At 40.3% G+C, this 18,683-nt stretch carries 13 protein-coding genes; 7 read left to right on the forward strand and 6 right to left on the reverse strand.

Going from position 1 to position 18,683, the window contains the following annotated elements:
• Window positions 1-317, reverse strand: a 317-nt coding sequence (locus tag WBJ10_RS02630) for a hypothetical protein (RefSeq protein ID WP_424288000.1), incomplete at its 3' end; no start/stop codon positions are given.
• A gap of 93 nt (window positions 318-410) precedes the next feature.
• Here WBJ10_RS02630 and WBJ10_RS02635 point away from each other — a divergent pair.
• Genes WBJ10_RS02635 through WBJ10_RS02645 form a run of 3 tightly spaced genes read left to right on the forward strand, consistent with a single transcriptional unit; the run spans window position 411 to window position 3,457 of the window.
• Entirely contained in the window at window positions 411-1,556 is a 1,146-nt protein-coding gene (locus WBJ10_RS02635) for an ATP-binding protein (RefSeq protein WP_424288001.1), read from the forward strand.
• Between the two features lie 2 nt (window positions 1,557-1,558).
• The gene (gene ricT, locus WBJ10_RS02640) at window positions 1,559-2,980 is read left to right on the forward strand and encodes a regulatory iron-sulfur-containing complex subunit RicT (protein ID WP_424288002.1); all 1,422 of its coding nucleotides are present in this window, start codon (window positions 1,559-1,561) and stop codon (window positions 2,978-2,980) included.
• A 3-nt stretch (window positions 2,981-2,983) separates the two neighbouring features.
• Window positions 2,984-3,457 carry a gliding motility lipoprotein GldH gene (locus WBJ10_RS02645; RefSeq protein ID WP_424288003.1) on the forward strand — a complete coding sequence of 158 codons (474 nt, stop codon included), beginning with the start codon at window positions 2,984-2,986 and terminating at the stop codon, window positions 3,455-3,457.
• Window positions 3,458-3,655: 198 nt separating this feature from the next.
• On the opposite strand, the gene WBJ10_RS02650 is transcribed toward WBJ10_RS02645, so the two are convergent.
• From WBJ10_RS02650 to WBJ10_RS02660, 3 genes are all read right to left on the reverse strand, one after another.
• Window positions 3,656-4,291, reverse strand: coding sequence for a response regulator (locus WBJ10_RS02650; protein WP_424288004.1), 636 nt, complete (start codon window positions 4,289-4,291; stop codon window positions 3,656-3,658).
• A complete protein-coding gene (locus WBJ10_RS02655) occupies window positions 4,285-6,117 on the reverse strand; it encodes a sensor histidine kinase (RefSeq protein WP_424288005.1) in 1,833 nt (610 codons plus the stop codon). The genes WBJ10_RS02650 and WBJ10_RS02655 overlap by 7 nt, the downstream gene beginning before the upstream one ends.
• 69 nt (window positions 6,118-6,186) lie before the next feature.
• The gene (locus WBJ10_RS02660) at window positions 6,187-7,503 is read right to left on the reverse strand and encodes a UDP-N-acetylmuramoyl-tripeptide--D-alanyl-D-alanine ligase (protein WP_424288006.1); all 1,317 of its coding nucleotides are present in this window, start codon (window positions 7,501-7,503) and stop codon (window positions 6,187-6,189) included.
• Between the two features lie 230 nt (window positions 7,504-7,733).
• Here WBJ10_RS02660 and WBJ10_RS02665 point away from each other — a divergent pair, with 230 nt between their 5' ends.
• Complete coding sequence (locus WBJ10_RS02665; protein ID WP_424288007.1) at window positions 7,734-10,235, forward strand: M14 family metallopeptidase; 2,502 nt, start codon at window positions 7,734-7,736, stop codon at window positions 10,233-10,235.
• Window positions 10,236-10,269: 34 nt separating this feature from the next.
• On the opposite strand, the gene WBJ10_RS02670 is transcribed toward WBJ10_RS02665, so the two are convergent.
• Window positions 10,270-11,829 (reverse strand): PspC domain-containing protein, encoded by a 1,560-nt coding sequence (locus WBJ10_RS02670; protein WP_424288008.1) that lies wholly within the window; start codon window positions 11,827-11,829, stop codon window positions 10,270-10,272.
• Between the two features lie 4 nt (window positions 11,830-11,833).
• Window positions 11,834-12,202: a PadR family transcriptional regulator gene (locus tag WBJ10_RS02675; protein WP_424288009.1), complete on the reverse strand. Its 369-nt coding sequence runs from the start codon at window positions 12,200-12,202 to the stop codon at window positions 11,834-11,836.
• A 326-nt stretch (window positions 12,203-12,528) separates the two neighbouring features.
• On the opposite strand from WBJ10_RS02675, the gene WBJ10_RS02680 reads away from it, so the two are divergent.
• The 3 genes from WBJ10_RS02680 to WBJ10_RS02690 all read left to right on the forward strand — a co-directional run.
• Window positions 12,529-15,726: a SusC/RagA family TonB-linked outer membrane protein gene (locus WBJ10_RS02680; RefSeq protein ID WP_424288010.1), complete on the forward strand. Its 3,198-nt coding sequence runs from the start codon at window positions 12,529-12,531 to the stop codon at window positions 15,724-15,726.
• 17 nt (window positions 15,727-15,743) lie between these two features.
• Window positions 15,744-17,177 carry a SusD/RagB family nutrient-binding outer membrane lipoprotein gene (locus WBJ10_RS02685; protein ID WP_424288011.1) on the forward strand — a complete coding sequence of 478 codons (1,434 nt, stop codon included), beginning with the start codon at window positions 15,744-15,746 and terminating at the stop codon, window positions 17,175-17,177.
• 325 nt (window positions 17,178-17,502) lie between these two features.
• A partial coding sequence (locus tag WBJ10_RS02690) for a carboxypeptidase-like regulatory domain-containing protein (RefSeq protein ID WP_424288012.1) occupies window positions 17,503-18,683 on the forward strand: 1,181 nt, incomplete at its 3' end.

Below are 18,683 nucleotides of genomic sequence, written 5' to 3' on the forward strand. Positions count from 1 at the left end.
CTGATGTAATTGCTAGGCCCCGGTACAAAAGAATAAGATTGCGGATGGCTCATTATATTGCTTTGCGGCATGACGTTCTTCAGCACAAAATCAAGCACCTCAGTAGCCGGCGTAGATTCTTCAGGCACATCTTCGGAAAATAATTTCTCCATTTCGGCTCTGGACCCACTTGCAACAGGCAGTTTATCCTGTTGGGTTTCAAAATGATCAACAACGGCGTCGACAACCTTATATCCAAAGTCTTTCATCTCCTTCTCCGGCAACTCTAACCTCGTACTCTGTTCGTGTTTCAAGCTTTTTTCTTTATATGCCTGCAAAATTAACGTTTAATTACGGGGATTTTTACACCGCTCATTTAGCCTTCACAGAACTAAATTTCACCTTAACCGCTACTTTTCTTATTTTGCACGATGCAGTTTAGTGATATTGTAGGACAGCGGGAAGTAAAAGAACACCTGGTCAGGACGGTTTCCGAGAACCGGGTGAGCCACGCCCAGCTTTTTCTGGGACCCGAAGGTTCAGGAAGTTTGGCCCTGGCATTAGGCTATGCTCAATTTATATCCTGCAGCGACCGCTTAGAGAATGATAGTTGCGGAACTTGTTCTTCATGCAGAAAATATTCTAAGCTTATCCATCCTGACCTCCATTTCTCATATCCTTTTTTTAGGGGGGGGGAGAAGGAAGATGGCATGCCGGATCTTGAAGAATGGCGTGATCTTATTCTCAGTAACCCATATTTTGACCTGGACGAATGGCGCGAGAGATTAGACGCTCAAAACAAGCAGCCAAATATCAATAAAGCTGAGTGCATGAACATTTTGCACAGGCTGTCATTAAAGCCATTTGAATCTGAGTATAAAGCGATGATCATTTGGCTTCCTGAGTATTTAAAGAATGAAGGAAACCGGCTGCTTAAAACACTGGAAGAGCCTGCAGAGAAAACACTGATCATTCTTGTAGCTCAAAACCAGGATCAGCTTTTGAATACAATTATTTCACGTACCCAGCTAGTGAAGATACCGGCGCTTAGTCAGGCCGATATTCGGGAGCATTTGCTTCAAACAAAGGATATTAGTGAGGCAAAGGCTTCCCAGGTGGCTTATTTGAGTGAAGGTAGTTTAACAGCTGCATTAAACTATTTAAAGGAAGACGATAATGACAACTTCCGGCTTTTCTCAGGATGGATGCGGATAACTTTTGCTGACAGAGGCTCATCCATTTTTGAATTTGTAGAAGAAGCATCTAAGATTGGCAGGGAAAGCCAGAAAAACCTGTTAAAATATGGTATAAATATGATACGTGAGTGTATTATGGTTCTCTCTGGTGCTAATGAATTGGTACATTTACCATCTGCAGAACTTGATTTTGTAAATAATTTCAGTAAGCAACTCGACCTTGCAAGGGCAGAAGCACTTATTAATGAGATGGATAAGGCACATTACCATATCGAGCGAAATGCAAATCCTAAAATTTTATTTTTAGATGTATCTTTACAATTCGTTAAAATTCTAAAGTTTAATACGCTCCCTGCGGGGACTCAATATATACTTACTTAAATATGGGTTGTGGAAGTTGTTCAACAGGAGGCTGTGCCCCTGCCGGCTGCAAAAGTAATGGCTCCTGCCTTACTAATGGATGCAGCAAACTGGATGTTTATGACTGGCTATCTCACATGGACATGCCGTCAAATTATAAGGCATTCAATATAATAGAGATTAAATTCAAGGGCTCTAGAAAAGAGTTCTTTTTAAATACAGAAAATCTGTATCTGGAAGCAGGCGAACTGGTCGCGGTAGAGACTACCACCGGTGGTTATGATATAGGCCATGTTTCCCTTACGGGAGAGCTCGTCCGCATGCAGCTTAAAAAACGGCATGTGCGCACCGAAGATGTTGTCAAGAAGATATACAGAAAAGCCACTCCGGGCGATGTAGATAAATGGAAAATCTCTAAAGATCTGGAGTTCGAAACCATGCATAAATCCAGGGTTCTGGCAAAGGAACTTGGATTGGCTATGAAGCTCAGCGATGTAGATTATCAGGGTGACCGCACAAAAGCGACCTTTTATTATACGGCAGAAGGCAGGGTGGATTTTCGGGAACTTATCAAAAAGATGGCGGAAACCTTCCGGATCCGAATCGAGATGCGTCAAATTGGAATGCGTCAGGAGGCTAGCCGTTTAGGGGGCATTGGTTCATGTGGACGGGAGCTTTGCTGTTCCACATGGCTTACCGATTTTAAAACCGTTTCAACTTCTGCCGCGAGATACCAAAACCTTTCTCTTAATACGCTGAAACTTGCAGGACAGTGCGGAAAACTTAAGTGTTGCTTAAATTACGAGTTAGATACTTACATGGATGCTCTTAGGGATATCCCTGATAATGTGGACCGACTGGAAACACTCACAGGAACGGTACGTCATCAGAAAACTGACATCTTCAAAAAGCTGATGTGGTTTAGTTACCCGAATGACGAAAATTGGATAGCCTTAGATATTGCAAGAGTAAAGGAAGTACAAAAGTTAAATAGGGAAGGTATCAAGCCGGAGTATTTGAAGATCGAGATCGAAGCCGATAAAGTTGCGCCTGCCAAAGTCCTGGATTACGAAAACGTGGTGGGACAGGATAGCTTAACCCGGCTGGATAATAAAAACAACCGGAACAAAAAGAACAACCGGAACAAAAAGAACAAGCCTAAAGGACCAAACCCTAATGTACAGGCGGGTGCCGAGGGGCAAGCTCGTCCACAGGCTCAGCAAAATCAACAAAGGCCAAATAATCCAACACAACCTCGACCGGCCAACCCCCAAGCCCGGCCAGTTAATCCGCAACAGCGCCTTGTTAATCCGCAACAAGATTCAAGGCCTCAGGGAAGCTCGGCCGATAAGCCGGAAGGCGAACGCCCTGCCGGACAAGGCCGCAATAACAAGAGAAGAAAGAATAATAGAAATAATAATAACCGGGAGCGGCCTTCAGAATAAAAGATGAAATCCAGGCAAGTACTACTACTTTTTCTTCTGGCTGTATCCGGACTTACATCATGCCAGGATACTAAAACTGTTGTTGATGACAACTTCGAAATTGCCGGGCATAACTGGAGTTATACTGAAAAAGTTCAGATTCCTTTTGAGATAGCCAACCCGGAGCAATTACATAACTTATATGTGAATCTACGGCTTACTTCAGAGTATAAGTATTCAAATATTTTCCTTCTGATACATGTCATCGGACCTGATGGAAAGAAAACAACTGAACGTAAGGAATTCAGATTAGCACTTCCGGATGGTGAATGGCTGGGAAGCGGATCCGGTAATTTATATAGTTTTCAAATCCCCTTCAGGGAAGATCATAAATTTCCAGTAAAAGGAAAATATGTAATTGAACTTGAACAGAATATGCGTGATAATCCGTTGAATAATGTTTCAGATGCGGGTGTAAGAATTGAAAAAGCTAACTAATTATGCATCAGTTTAATCGCTTTATAACCAGCAGATATTTTACGTTTCTTTCTATCTTTCTGATTATTTTCTGTATTTCATCAGTAATTCTATTAGATGTAAAACATCCCTTATACTTCTTTTCTATTGGATGTGGCCTGCTAGTTTTTTTGTTGCAGAGATACCGGAAGAACTTATTAAAAAACTAGGTTTACAGTTTCATGCGCTTTCTATTCTAAATTGCTGAGCTATTTTCATTAAACCCGCGATATTCTTAACGTCCAGCTTTCTCATAATATTTTTCCTGTGCGTTCCTACTGTAAATTCACTGATAAAGAGGTTATCTCCAATCTCCTTACTGGTAAGTTGCTTTTCAATCATTTTTATAATCTCTACTTCACGCCGGGTAAGCTTGAATTTCTTCATAAAATCATCTATGAAATAGTGATTGTTTTCATTTTCTGCGTCTAAGGACTGCTCAAAATAAGATTCTCCCTGTGCAACCTTCGATATCGCTTCCTTCAATATATTGGAAGCACTGCTTTTTAAAATATAGCCGTCAGCCCCCAATTTCTTTATTTTATCAACAAGCTGTGGCTGATTATAATTGGTCAGTATTATAACTTTGATATTGGTAAAATCGCGTTTTAAAACCTCCAGTGTTTTTATACCGTCCATATTTGGCATATTGAGGTCCAGTAGAACTATGTCTGCTCTATTAGAACGCAAACTATTAATAAGCTGTTTCCCGTCATTCACAGGTTTCATCAAAGTCAAGCCCTCTACTTCTGAAAGTATTGAAATCAAACCCTCAATTAAAAGCTGGTGATCTTCTGCAATAATAAGTCTTAACATATCTCTGGATTATACACAGGAACTTCAATATTGATTAGTGTCCCTCCTTCTATTTTTTCCGAAAATTCGATCTGCCCTTTAAAGTAATCCACTCTGGATTTTATATTATTTAGTCCCACTCCATTTTGGATTTTAAACTGCGTGTCTTTTAGCCCTTTACCATTGTCTTCTATCAAAAGCGATAAGGCGTCATCATGTTCGATCAACTGAATTAGACAATGTGATGCTTCGGAGTGTTTTATCATATTGTTTAGTAGTTCTTGTATAATCCTGTACATATCATTCAGGAAGTTCGCAGTATAATTTTCTGTGTTTTCAAAACCTAGAATTACATGTTCAACGTGAATCGTATTCGTCAAATTAATGCTTGCAACTAAATCAATAATAGCGTTTTTAAATCCATATTTTTCGATTGCTAATGGAGTTAAAGTATGGCTCATGTTCCGAATGGTATCTGAAACAGTATAAAGCACTTTCATCGATTTTTCAAGATTAATTTTTGATTTATCCTCAGATCTTTCTTTGTCAATGACCGTTGAAATTTGCAGGATAGCCAGTGAAAGCATCGAACCCACATCATCATGCAGCTGATCAGCAATTTTTCTTCTTTCAGTTTCCTGAGTTTCGATTATACGTGCAGTGAGTTCATTTTGTTTTTTGTTTACTTCAATCAGAAGGCTTTCTTTGTCGTTTTTATAGGAATTAAAACGATGAGCCAATCCAAAATTAAGGACGATAATTTCAATTACAAGACCAGTTTGGATACCAAAATTTGATAAATAATATAACTCGTAGTTTGACTGTCCGCTATGAATAATGAGCTCAGCAACTGAAAAGACTATTAGCATGAATATTGAAATCGTATAAAACCATGCGGCCCTGTTTCTCATAAAGATTTGCTCTGCTAAACTTAATGAGATAAGAATCACTGTTATAGCACCCAAAAGCAATAAGCCCCCCAGGAACCAGTATGAGAAAGAATGAAACGCTGTAGGCAATAGCAAAAAACACAAGGCCAATATGAACGAAGTAATTTTTGCGATATGGAGAGGTTTGTAAAAATGGCTTTTTCTGCTTTGGTTGATAAATGATTGCATCAATTGGATGATCAGGATATTCCAGGCAGCATTGAAAACTGGTCTTGCCCGGCTCGCGAAATCAGGATATTCAGACCATAAAAATCGATAACCATATCCCTTGTCGGCTGCGATCCACAAGCTCGCTATCAAAAGATATAGCAAATAGTACAGGTATAGTTTCTCTCTGACGGTTATATACATGAAACACACAAAAACTATAACCAGTATAATAATACCCCAAAGTATTCCAGCGATTAAATTCTCCTTTGTCGACTTCTGAAATAGTTGCTCTGAGCTCAAAATTTGTGCGTTAAGCTGCAAGGATTCCGCCCGTTTATCTATTTTGATAAGATATACCGATTGATCCCCCGCTTCAAGGGGAAAGATGAACAGATGATTAATTACAGGGCGTTGCTTGAAAGGAAAATGATCGCCTGTGAGGTATTTTAGTTGAGGGTTGTTTCTTTCGGATATGTAAAATTCCAGCTTATTAATATGGGCATTGCCTATAATAAGTTTGTGATTGAAATTCTCGGGACCAGACTTAATTATTAGCCAATAGACCGATTGAGTAAACCCAGGATTAAAAGATTCACTTGACAACTTTTTAGTCTTTCCCTGATTAAAGATATCAAGGACTTGTCCTGATGTTAAAATGTTCCTCTTGTCTTCGTATATATCGATGGATGATGCAAATGAAACTTCTGAAAGTATAATTAATAACAGGATACTTAAATACCGGATCATATACGAATTAATACATTTAATGTCTTAAGGTAGCATTTAACATTGCTTATATAGTAAAGTGAGCTATTATTAAAGGTTAGAAATCAGATCTTCCAGCTTCATTCCTCTGGATCCTTTTAATAAGATGGTTGAGCCCGTCGGGGGCGTTTTCTGAATCGCTAGTGAAGCCTCAGAAGTGGTTCTGTAAAATTCAGCTGATTTATCCTTTAGGTTATAAAATTCTTCCCCGATAAATATTTTACGGCTTGCAGTAATCTCCATAACTTTTTCCACAATCGAACGATGCTCCAGAGAGGAATCCAACCCTAGTTCGAACATATCACCGAGAATAATAACTTTGTTTTCTGCAGGTACTGCATGAAGATTGTCAAGTGCTACCACCATGCTGCTGGGATTAGCATTATAGTAATCACAGATAAGGGTATTGTTTTCTGTTTTTAAGATTTGCGAACGGTTATTCTTAGGCTGATAAGCTTTTATTCCCTGATTGATCTGCTCAGTGCTTAATTTAAAGAAACTGCCAATGCAAATGGCCGCAAGAATATTTTCGAAGTTGTAGGTACCTGGCAGGTTGGATTCGGCAATAAATACCGCATCCTCACGGCCTTTTAACTGCCACTCAATAGTCAGGAAAGGTGAAAGTTCTTTTAGGCCGCCTGAAACAAAGTTTGTCGCTCCCTTCCCATAGCCCACTACCTTTATCACTTCACGATCGCGGCTCATATCTACCAGCGTAGGATTATCGGTATTTATAAACACTGTTCCATTAGTCTTCGCCAGGTATTCATATAACTCTCCCTTACCCATTTTAACGCCCTCAACACCACCAAATCCTTCCAGATGCGCCTTCCCGACATTGGTAATCAAACCATATCCAGGCTGGGCCAAACTACAAAGGAATGCGATCTCTTTTTGGTGATTGGCGCCCATCTCAATAATTGCAATATCACAATCGTCGCCTATTGCAAGTAAAGACAGCGGAACCCCAATATGGTTGTTAAGATTGCCTTCTGTAGCGAATGTCCTGCAATGTTGAGACAGGACTGATCTGATCAGTTCTTTGGTTGTGGTTTTACCATTAGATCCGGTAATACCTATTACGGGGATCTTTAATTGTTTCCGATGAAATGCAGAAAGTTCCTGAAGAGCAACTAAAGCATCTTCTACAAGAATACACTTGTCACTGTCGGCGTATCGTTCGTCGTCAATAATCGCAAAGGCTGCACCTGCTTCTATGGCTTTAGAAGCGAATGCATTAGCGTCAAAATTTTCACCTTTAAGTGCAAAGAACAGGCATGATTCGCTTATCTTACGTGTATCAGTACAAATATTTCGATGCTTTAAATAGATCTGATATAACTCCTTTGTTGTCATAGGGATGCTCACCTTTTTCCGATTATGCCGCTTCGCCCAATAGTAAAACTAGTATAAGCAGGCTGACTTAGTGATGATTTGATAAGGATGCAAGATAGAAAATTGAGCGAGCACCAGAAAGTTTTGTCTCATTATAACTTTAGTGAAGGTAAATTAGAAACTCACTATTTGAAGTACCGGAAAGATTCTAAGATAAATTCCTTCATCTGGTATTTATTCCTTTTGATTTGTAGATTTAGAGCATGAAAAGACCTCTATTTTTAATGCTACTTTTATTGAGCTCCTTATTGATCAGGGCTCAACAAATACAAACCCCGTCTGCATTTCTAGGATATAAGCTCGGCGAACAATTTACGCCTCACCATCGTGTGGTTGAATACTACAGGTATTTAGCTACGGCTTCAAAAAACATTAAACTGGAGCAGTATGGTAAAACCAATGAAGGCCGCCCGCTTTTACTGGCTTTTGTGGCATCAGCCGAGAATATTGGAAAAATTGAAGACATCCGGGAAAACAATCTCCGCCTTGCGGGCATAAGCAATCAGGCCGCAAATCCGGGTCAGCCAGCCATTGTTTGGCTAAGTTATAATGTTCATGGAAACGAGTCTGTTTCTACCGAAGCCTCTATGCAAACGATATACGATTTACTTGACCTATCTAATCAGAAAACACAGGAGTGGCTGAAGAACACAGTGGTCATCCTCGACCCATGCCTGAATCCCGACGGGCGGGAACGCTATGTTAATTTTTATAATCCGGTACGTAATTTAATACCCGATCCATTTCCAAATTCAAGAGAACATTTCGAACCCTGGCCAGGAGGCAGGGCAAATCATTATTATTTTGACTTGAACCGCGATTGGGCCTGGCAGTCACAGATTGAAACGCAGCAAAGGATGCTTGTTTATAACAAGTGGCTTCCGCAGGTTCACGTTGATTTCCACGAACAGGGAATTAATGAACCCTATTATTTTGCACCGGCTGCTGAACCTTACCACCAGGACATCAGCAAATGGCAGCGTGAGTTTCAGACAATCATCGGCAAAAATAACGCCCGTTATTTCGATAAAAATGGCTGGATGTATTTCACCCGCGAACGTTTTGACCTCCTGTATCCTTCTTACGGTGACACATATCCCATTTATAATGGCTCAGTTGGAATGACATACGAGCAAGGTGGATCAGGCCGCGCCGGATTGGCCATAATCAACGCCGAAGGGGATACATTAACGTTGAAAGCGCGGATTGATCATCACCACACGACTGGCTTATCAACGGTTGAAGCCGTATCACAGAATGCCTCGAAAGCCGTAGCGGAGTTTAAAGCCTATTTCGAATCTAGTAAAGCAAATCCTCCGGGAGAATATAAAACTTATGTTATTAAGGGCGAGAATATGGAGAAACTTGAAACTCTCGCTCTTATGCTCCGAAGAAACGGGATTGAATTTGGGTATGGCTCGGCAAAAGGAGCAAATGGTTATAATTATTTCACAGGCAAAAAGGAAAGCTTTAAGGTTGATAAAAATGACATGGTGATTAGTGCATTTCAACCGAAATCCGTTTTGCTGAAAGTGTTATTTGAACCGCAAACTTTTGTTTCTGATTCTGCGACTTATGATATTACAGCCTGGTCCTTACCATATGCTTTTGGTTTACAAGCTTACGCAACTGCAGAAAGCCTTAAATCTTTGTCGGCCGCGACTGCTGAAGTGTCGACTGAAACAAACAATGTATCTAATCCTGTCGCGTTTATCGCAGACTGGAACTCGGTTGCTGATGTCAAATTTTTGGCCGAACTGTTAAAATTTAATGTCAAGGTAAGATATTCAGAAATTCCATTCGAAACCGGTGGAAAACGCTTTAGTGCAGGCTCTCTTATTATTGCCCGTACCAGCAACGATGGTTTTGGCGATAATTTTGAACCCTTAATAAAAGGGCTTGCAAAAACTTCTGGAATTGTGCTTCATGCCATCCCTTCGGCTTTTGTGGATAAAGGTGCCGACCTTGGTTCCGATAAAGTTAGGATGATCCGAAAGCCCAGGATAATGGCCATAACCGGGGAGTCTTCCTCCTCTCTCTCTTTTGGTGAAATATGGCATTTTTTCGAACAGGATATTAAGTATCCCCTGAGTATCATCCGGGCCGAAGATCTGGGCAGGATAAATCTTAACGAGTTTGATGTGATCATTTTTCCCGACGGCAATTATCCGGATGCGGGCTCGGAAAAGATACAGCAGTGGATCCGCTCAGGTGGTAAATTGATAGCGATGGAAGGAGCAATGGCACAGCTCGCAGGGAAAAAAGGCTTTGACTTAAAGTATAAAGAAGAGCCGAAAAAAAGCGAAGCTGACACTGACCCTTACGGTGATCTGAAAGTTTATGAAAACCGGGAGAGAGAAAGTGTAGAAGCAAACAACCCGGGAGCAATTTATAAAGTAGATCTCGACAATACCCATCCGCTGGGCTTTGGTTTCCCGCGTTTCTACTATACTCTAAAACGTGATGATAAAGTATATCAATACCTTAGTTCGGGTTGGAACGTAGGGGTATTAAAGAAAAATAATTATGTCACAGGTTTTGTTGGTGCACAAGCAAAGAAAAAATTAGTAGACGGCTTATTGTTTGGCGTTCAGGAAATGGGCAACGGGTCGATTGTTTACCTTGCTGATGATCCTCTTTTCAGGGGATTTTGGGAAAATGGAAAACTACTCTTCAGCAATGCGATCTTTATGGTGGGACATTAAAATAAAAGGCCGGGATTCCGGCCTTCTTTTTTAATTAAGGTTCAACTCTTGTTGAATCATTATTCTCGACTAAGGGTTTAACGTACTGGCATTTTAAACCGTCCGATGTCATTTTCCATTCAGATACGTAATCCCATGGAGCATCTTCTGGCTGACAATCCCAAACATTGTATTCATTCAGGTAATCGTTAACTGGCTGTTCAATCATCACTCTGGTATTTTCAGGAACCCGAAGAATGAGGTTTACAGTCTGATCTCGCCACAGTTCACCTCGTCGCAAATGTGTTCTCGGATCAAAAATAAGTAAGGAATCTTTTTGCATAAAACCGTGTTTTACGCGTCTTGAAGTGCTTAATGCTTCTTCGAAATTCGATCCTTTGGCACTAAACTCCTGAACCAATGTGGGTTTGTCGAAATCCCCCTTCACAATTTGTATCCTGACACTTCGGGGCTCATCAAAATCACGATGACGACTTTTTAGCGTTCCATTAAAATTATTGCGATCGATATCGTACCGGATGCTGTCATCCTTCGTGAGAAACTCTACTGGGTTTACTCTTAAATAATAGACAGGCGACGGGTTTAAAGGAGTTGTAACGGAATACTCGGCTTCCTCATTAAACTCAGATGCGATTTTCGAGGCATGAAATGCGCCGAGCACCAAGCCTGCAATCCAGATAATCAGCATACCAAAATAAACTGTTTTGGATACCTGGATCCTTTTGATCAATACCCGGAGTGCGAAAATAACTAATGCCACAATGGGGATAAACACAATGATAAAGAAGCTGAATGCCAGAACAGATTTGTATCCGGGATTCACTATATTAAATGGAAAAGTATTTAGTTCATTGCTGTTCCAAAACCCAAGAAATACTATAAGGCCTATGAACAGTGCGATCATGGTTAAGATTCCTGCGAACGCGACCATCGCCACAATAAATTTGATGAACAAGGTGGCTATGCTTACAATAAATTTGCCGATCTGATAGATGGCAGGACGGACCTCGCTGTGTGCACGGTGAAAGCCGCCTTTCAAACCCTCAATTTCCTCATCAAAATTTTTCTTGAAATTCTGGATATTGATGGGTTCTCCCTTCATTGCCATTTTATCCGCACGTGTTATCGCAGCAGGCATGATAATCCAAAGGATCAGATAAATGGGTAATCCGATTCCCCCAAAAAAGATAAGTGATATTGCTATCAGCCTTATCCAGCGTGCCTCTACACGGAAGTAGTGACCTATCCCGGCGCAAACACCACCTAATATCTTGTCCTCTGAATCTCGATATAGCTTCCTGCCGGATCTAAGATTGTTCTCATCGTCGTCGATCTCAAAGTCATTAACATTTCCCATTGTTCCGGTAACAAAAAGCACGTCGGCAAGCACAATAACTTGTTTCTGATCGTTAGCCAGTCTTTCGTTGAACATCTCAGCCAGTCGATTTTCAATGTCTGTGACAATTTCTTCGCTGTCGGGTGAATAAGCAAAATGCCTCTTCACTTCTGTCATGTAAGTTCTAAGAACTTCATACGCATCTTCCTCAATATGGAAGACGATGCCATTTATGTTTATAATTATAGTCTTATTCATGATCCTAGTTGGTTTGGTCAGGTGTATTTTTTGAGCTCGTAGTTTTCCGGTCCTTCAGGGCTATATTTACAGAATAGGAAAGTTCTTCCCAGGTAGTGTCCAGGCGTTTTAGAACTTCAGACCCTGCGGGGGATAGTATGTAATATTTTCTTGGAGGACCAGAGGTTGATTCCTGCCAGTTATAGGTTAGCAGACCATTATTTTTCAAACGTGTCAACAGGGGATACAAAGTACCCTCGACCACGAGCAGGTTTGCATTTTTTAGTTCTGCAATAATGTCTGAAGCATATATCTCCCCTCGGGAAATAATTGAAAGGATACAGTATTCCAGTATCCCCTTCCTCATTTGCGTTTGTGTGTTCTCCACTATCATGATACAAAGATATATGCTTTCTTTAGTATTATGTAATACATAGTAATATATTTATTTATAATAGGTTTAATGGTCTGGTTTGGGAGAGAGAGTCTATTAGGATATCATAAATAATGTTTTATGTTTTAAGGAAAATATATAATGCCTTGCTTATTTTATCCCAAAAAACATTTTTTATAATCGACGATACGGGGTAAAATAATTATTTGATAATCAGAGTATTAACTCTATTGGTTAAAAATAATTAACAAAATACTTTGATGTAACGCTTATGTTGCACAAATTTGATCAACTGACCTCTATTAACTAATCAACAAGTTTTAATTATGAAAAAAAGATTACTGGGTATATTACTGGGATTAATGGTTGCAATGGCATCATTTGCTCAGGAAAGAACTGTAACGGGAACTGTTACAGGCAGGGATGATGGATTGCCACTTCCTGGAGTTTCTGTAAAGGAAAAAGGAACAACCAACGGAACACAGACAGGTCCGAACGGTAGATTTTCCTTAAACGTCACTGGTGCTAATGCCGTACTGGTTTTTACCTACATCGGGTACACATCGGAAGAAGCCCCTGCAAGTGGCGGAGTAGTAAATATGGTTTTAACTTTAGACAATCAGCAATTGACTGAAGTTATCGTCACTGCTCTTGGAGCAACCCGGGAACAAAAGTCGCTTGGTTATTCAGTGGGCAGAGTCGACTCTGAAGCACTGACAGTAGCTAAATCGAACGACGTGAGTAGTTCTTTGGCTGGAAAAGTAGCCGGGATTCAACTACAAGGATCTCCTAGTTCTACATTTGACAACGCCAATATTATTGTTAGAGGTATCAACGGTTTAGGTGTGGGTAACCCGCTTTATATTGTTGATGGTACTCCAACTTTGCAGGAGAACGTCATCATGGACAATGTTGATAATATTTCTGTACTTAAGGGTGCGGCTGCAACAGCTTTGTACGGTAACCGTGCTGCTAATGGTGTAATAGTTATCACTTCCAAGAAAGGAACGCGTAATGCTGCTCCGAAAGTCGAAGCTAACCTGAGCACTTCATTCGAGAATGTAGCTTTGCTACCTCAATATCAAGACGGATACGCTGGTGGATATTCTTCAGCATCTTTATCTCCAGGTTCGGCTTATGATACTCAAGGTTTCTATATCTTCAAGTATAATCCGGCTACTCACCCAGCGAGCTGGGCATCGTTCAACGGTCAACGGATTATTGACTACGGTGCTGATGAGAGCTGGGGTCCGAAAATGATGGGTGAATCGTATCGTCCATATTATTCATGGTATGCAGGTCCTGAGTTCGGACAATTATCGCCATTAACTGCGCAGCCTAACAATGTTAAAGATTTCTTTCAAACTGGAACAACATTTAACAACAGTCTTGCATTCAGCGGAGGTACTGAAAATCTATCTTACCGTATTTCTTATGGTAATATAAACCGCTCATTGGTAATAGAAGATGCAAAAAGAGATCAGCATCAAATCGGTTTAAATGGCGTTTATGATATCAGCAAGCGTTTGGCGGTGAACACCAATATGATGTTCACTACCTACGGAACCACTGGTAAACCAGGGGAGGGTTATGCTCTTGACGGATCAAACGTTACACAGAATTTCAACCAATGGTTTCAACGGCAAATAGATCTTAACCGTTTAAGAAATTATCGTAATGCGGATAATACCTTACAATCATGGAACATTGGAGACCCTAATTCTACAGGAGATCCATCGCTATACCTTCAGCCGCAATACTGGGATAGCCCGTGGTTTATCGTAAAAGAGAATTATGCCACCGACAGGAGAAACCGTATTGCAGGAAATCTCGGATTAGCTTATAAATTGACGGATTGGTTAACAGCTGATGCCGCAGTTAGGATGAGCTATAATAACGGCAAAGGCGATTCAAGAGTTGCTTTTGGAGGATTACAGCAAAATGCCTACAGTACATATCAGTTACTTAATACTGAAATGAACTATGAAGCTGGATTAAATTTCAAGAAAGGCTTCGGCAAGATTTCTTTGGACGGTATGATCGGCGGTAATATTCGTAATAACAAAAATGACCAGCTTTCAAATGCGAGTAACGGTGGTTTAAGTTTCCCTGATTATTTCGATATTTCCGCTTCTGTTGCAAGACCGACTGCCCAACGGTTTTTTGATGAGAAAGAAGTGCGTTCAGTTTACGGAAGAGCATCGTTAGGTTATAACGGTTGGCTTTATGTGGATGGAACTTTGCGTAATGATTGGTCCTCAGCATTGCCTGAAGCCAATAATTCATACTTATACCCTTCCCTTTCAACCAGTGTGGTATTCAGTGAACTGATAAAGAACAGTTCTGTAAGTGACTGGCTTACTTTTGGTAAACTGAGAGCAGCATTTGCCCAGGTTGGATCTGACTTAAATCCATACCAGGTAGATATTGCAATTAATAATGGAAATATTTACGATGGTAACCCCTCAGCTGAAATTGGCAACCAGTTCCGTACGGGAGCCATCAGGCCAGCATTAACCAAGTCATATGAACTAGGAACTGAAATGCGTTTCTTTAACCGAATCGGTTTGGACTTCACTTATTATGTAGATAATAATACTGATCAGATTCTTGGTTTGAACGTTGCTTCTTCTTCAGGATTTACAACAGCACAAATCAACGCAGGAAACATCCAGCGTAAGGGAATTGAAATTTCATTAACAGGTGAGCCCATTAAAGGAAAAAATTTCAACTGGGAAACGGCTATCAATTTTGCAAAATCTGAGTCAATTATAAAAGAATTGTCACCAGGTTTAAATACCTACTTGTTTGAGACTCAGCGTAACGATTATAGAGTTGAAAACCGGGTTGGCGAAGAATGGGGTCAAATCATCGGCCGTAAATGGACCAGAAATGCAGCCGGTCTTCCAGTATTTACATCAGCATCTGGAATGGTTGTAAGTTATACTCCAAATAACCCGCTAGGAAAATCAATCGTTCCTGATTTTACAGGTGGTTTATTCAACACTTTCAGATACAAAGGTGCTGAACTTTCTTTCTCTATGGATTTCCAACAGGGAGGATATTTCTATTCTCTGACAAAGATGTACGGAGAAGGATCTGGATTGTTTAGTTCGACTACGGGCGTTAATGATAAGGGCAACGATATTCGTATGTTCCCATCATTGGGTGGTGGTGTAAGGGTAGACGGTGTTACCTCCGCAGGAACTGCAGTTACGGCTTATCAACCAGCACGTCAGTTCTACTACACAAACTCTCAGCGTGATACAGAAAACGTATTGCTTTCAAAATCGTATATCAAATTGAGAGAAGTAAGATTAGGATATAATCTTCCTACGAGCCTGATCAAATCTACACCTTTAAGAAGTGCGAATATTGGCGCCATTGTCGGAAATGCATGGTTAATTCACGCTCCTGCCAAAGAATTCGGAATTGATCCGTCAGAATTGGAAGTTTATGGTAGAGAAGGTGGACAATTAAGTTCATCACGTTCGATTGGACTGAATCTGAGGTTAGGATTTTAATTTATTGAAAAGAAAAGATGAAAAAGATAGCAACATTAATATTAGGTGCAGTCATGCTGCTAGCAGCGTGTAAGCCCGGTGAATTCGACGATATAAACGTCAATCCTACAGCAGTAAGTGCTGTTCCTACTAAGGCACTTCTTACCAATGTATTCAACGGAGCGAATGGAAGCTTTCATTCGACTGTGTTTGGCGTGAACACACCTGTGTTTTATGCACAGCATTTATCAGAAGGACCTTACCCGGGAGCTTCTTTATACAGCACGAGGAATTTTGAGTGGAATGGTTTTTATGTAGGCTCTTTGTATAACCTTAAAACAATCATTGACCTCAATACTGCCGGTAGTCCATTAGCAGATCCGGGAATAAACGGCTCGAAAGATAATCAGATAGCTGTGGCACGTATCCTTAAGGCTTATTTCTTTTGGTATCTTACAGATCGCTATGGGGATATCCCATATTCTGAAGCTTTAAAAGGAGATAAAAACTTTAGCCCAAAATATGATCCTCAGAAAGATATCTATTATGATTTATTCAAAGAATTGAAGGAAGCTGGCGCTCAGATAAAGGTCGGTGAACAAGGAGTAACAGGAGATCTTCTTTTCAATGGTGATATGGCTAAATGGAAAAAGTTTGCGGCAACTACGCGTTTGTTCATGGCTTTACGTCTCATCAAAAATGATAATGCAAAGGCTATTACGGAGTTTAATTCGGCAATTGCAGACGGTGTGATCTCAAGCAACGCAGAGAACGTGCTTTATAAATATCAGGCGGGTGACCCTAACAATTACAACCCTTGGTACAATAACTACTCCGTATCCTTCCGTAATGATTATGCAATCAGTACCAAGATGACGGATTACATGAAACCTAAAAATGATCCGCGCTTGCCAGTTTATGCAGAAGTATTAAGCGGCGAGGTGAAAGGTCTACCTTATGGTGGCTCTGCGAAAAATATTCCTGGTACTTATAGCCGTATTGGAAACTTCCACAGAGCAGCGGGAGCTCCGGCATTAGTTTATAGCTATGCACAAGTATTATTTAGCATGGCTGAAGCAGCTAAAAGAGCTGTTATCACAGGCGGCGATGCTGTTGCTGCTGTTCATTATGCTAATGGAATCAAAGCTTCTTTGGAATATTATGGCGTAGGAAATGGTTATGCAACTTATATGACTCAGCCAGGTGTTGCTTACGATCCAGCTAAGGGATTGGAGCAAATTATGACGGAGAAATGGATTCACCTGTATCTGAATGGAAATGAATCATGGACTGACTGGAGACGTACAGGCTTCCCTCTTCTTCCGGTACCAACCCTTGCGGTTAATCCTTCTATTCCACGCAGACAGGGATATCCAAGCAGTGAACCATCTATCAACGGGGCGAGCTACAAAGAGGCAGTTGCGCGTCAGGGTGCTGATGATTTAAACACACGGATGTGGTGGGATAAATAGTATTGTTTAAAATAAAAAAAAGCCGTATGAAGAAATTCATAACGGCTTTTTTGCTTAGTACAATAATCTCGAGGTTTTAATTGGATAAAATAAAATCTAAAATAGAATTCTCGCTGACCGGGGAAGTGATTTCACGGCTTCTTATGGGTCAAATTCTTGATTATCAAATTATAAACATAAAGTTAAAAAATTAATACATTGATAATCAATTTGTTAGCATGCTGATTAGGTTTTTTTCTATGATATATTTTGTTGTAACACAATTGTTGCCCACATTTGATATTCTAACCATATCATTATTAATCAATTAAAATTTTAATCAAGTATGAAAAAACTTCTACAAAGTTTGTTTCTTATGCTATTTATTGCCGTCCAGGCATTAGCACAGGAACGCACAGTGACTGGTACAGTTACTGACAAATCTGATGGCCTGCCATTACCTGGTGTTAGTATTAAAGCTACTGGTACTACAGCCGGTACTACTACAGATGCAAATGGCAGATTTTCATTGCAAGTACCTTCGGGAGCAAGTTCCCTAACCTTCAGCTATATAGGTTATGTAATTCAAACCGTTGCAATTAGTTCTAACGCAATGAACGTTTCACTAGCTTCAGACCAAACCATGCTAAGCGAAGTTGTGGTTACTGCTGGGGGTATAAAAAGAAATAAGGATGATCTGGGTTATTCTATTTCAACTGTTTCGAATGAGGAGTTAACTGTAGGTAGAGCATCTAACCCGGTTAATGCTTTAGCAGGTAAAGTTGCGGGGGTGAGAGTTTCATCTGCAAACGGTCAGGTAGGATCCTCTTCTGGTATATTTATCAGAGGTTTTACCACATTTACTGGTTCAAATCAGCCTTTATTTGTAGTTGATGGTGTGCCTATTGATAACGGTGGCGGTACAAATGCTTTACAAACCGGTGTGTCAAACTCTAACAGAGCTATTGACATTAACCAGGACGATATTGAAAGCATGTCTATTTTGAAGGGTCCGGCAGCAGCAGCTTTATATGGTTCCAGAGCTGCAAACGGCGCTATCCTTATTACTACTAAAAAAGGAAAAACGGGAACTAAAAACAGCGTTGAATTTAACTCTTCACTTAACCTTGTTGAAGTAAATAGATTACCTGATTATCAAAATCAGTACGCCCAAGGTACAAATGGAACCTTTAACGCTGGTGCTATTACATCCTGGGGACCAGAGATAAAAGGTCAGAATGTTACTAATTTTAGAGGGCAACCTGAAACATTAACTTCCTACCCAAATAACGTTTCTGACATTTTTAGACAAGGCTCAAATATTCAAAACAATGTGAGTTTTCAAGGAGGTACTGATAAATCGTCTTATCGGTTATCTTACGGTAATTTGCAAGAAAAAGGTTTTTTAGAAAGCAACGAATTAAAGAGAAATAACTTTACGATCAATGCCACTTCTCAGGTTGCTCCGAAATTTACGGTTGGAGTTTCCGCCCAATATGTTTTATCGAATTCTGAAAGGTCTCAAAT

The organism is Daejeonella sp. (assembly GCF_049655485.1).
GTDB lineage: Bacteria > Bacteroidota > Bacteroidia > Sphingobacteriales > Sphingobacteriaceae > Daejeonella.

Excerpts from the sequence above, each read along its gene's own strand:
- WBJ10_RS02665 (WP_424288007.1), top strand. The coding sequence starts at position 7,734 with ATGAAAAGACCTCTATTTTTAATGCTACTTTTATTGAGCTCCTTATTG.
- WBJ10_RS02650 (WP_424288004.1), bottom strand. The coding sequence starts at position 4,291 with ATGTTAAGACTTATTATTGCAGAAGATCACCAGCTTTTAATTGAGGGT.
- WBJ10_RS02680 (WP_424288010.1), top strand. The coding sequence starts at position 12,529 with ATGAAAAAAAGATTACTGGGTATATTACTGGGATTAATGGTTGCAATG.
- WBJ10_RS02635 (WP_424288001.1), top strand. The coding sequence starts at position 411 with ATGCAGTTTAGTGATATTGTAGGACAGCGGGAAGTAAAAGAACACCTG.
- WBJ10_RS02645 (WP_424288003.1), top strand. The coding sequence starts at position 2,984 with ATGAAATCCAGGCAAGTACTACTACTTTTTCTTCTGGCTGTATCCGGA.
- ricT (WP_424288002.1), top strand. The coding sequence starts at position 1,559 with ATGGGTTGTGGAAGTTGTTCAACAGGAGGCTGTGCCCCTGCCGGCTGC.
- WBJ10_RS02655 (WP_424288005.1), bottom strand. The coding sequence starts at position 6,117 with ATGATCCGGTATTTAAGTATCCTGTTATTAATTATACTTTCAGAAGTT.
- WBJ10_RS02675 (WP_424288009.1), bottom strand. The coding sequence starts at position 12,202 with ATGATAGTGGAGAACACACAAACGCAAATGAGGAAGGGGATACTGGAA.
- WBJ10_RS02685 (WP_424288011.1), top strand. The coding sequence starts at position 15,744 with ATGAAAAAGATAGCAACATTAATATTAGGTGCAGTCATGCTGCTAGCA.
- WBJ10_RS02670 (WP_424288008.1), bottom strand. The coding sequence starts at position 11,829 with ATGAATAAGACTATAATTATAAACATAAATGGCATCGTCTTCCATATT.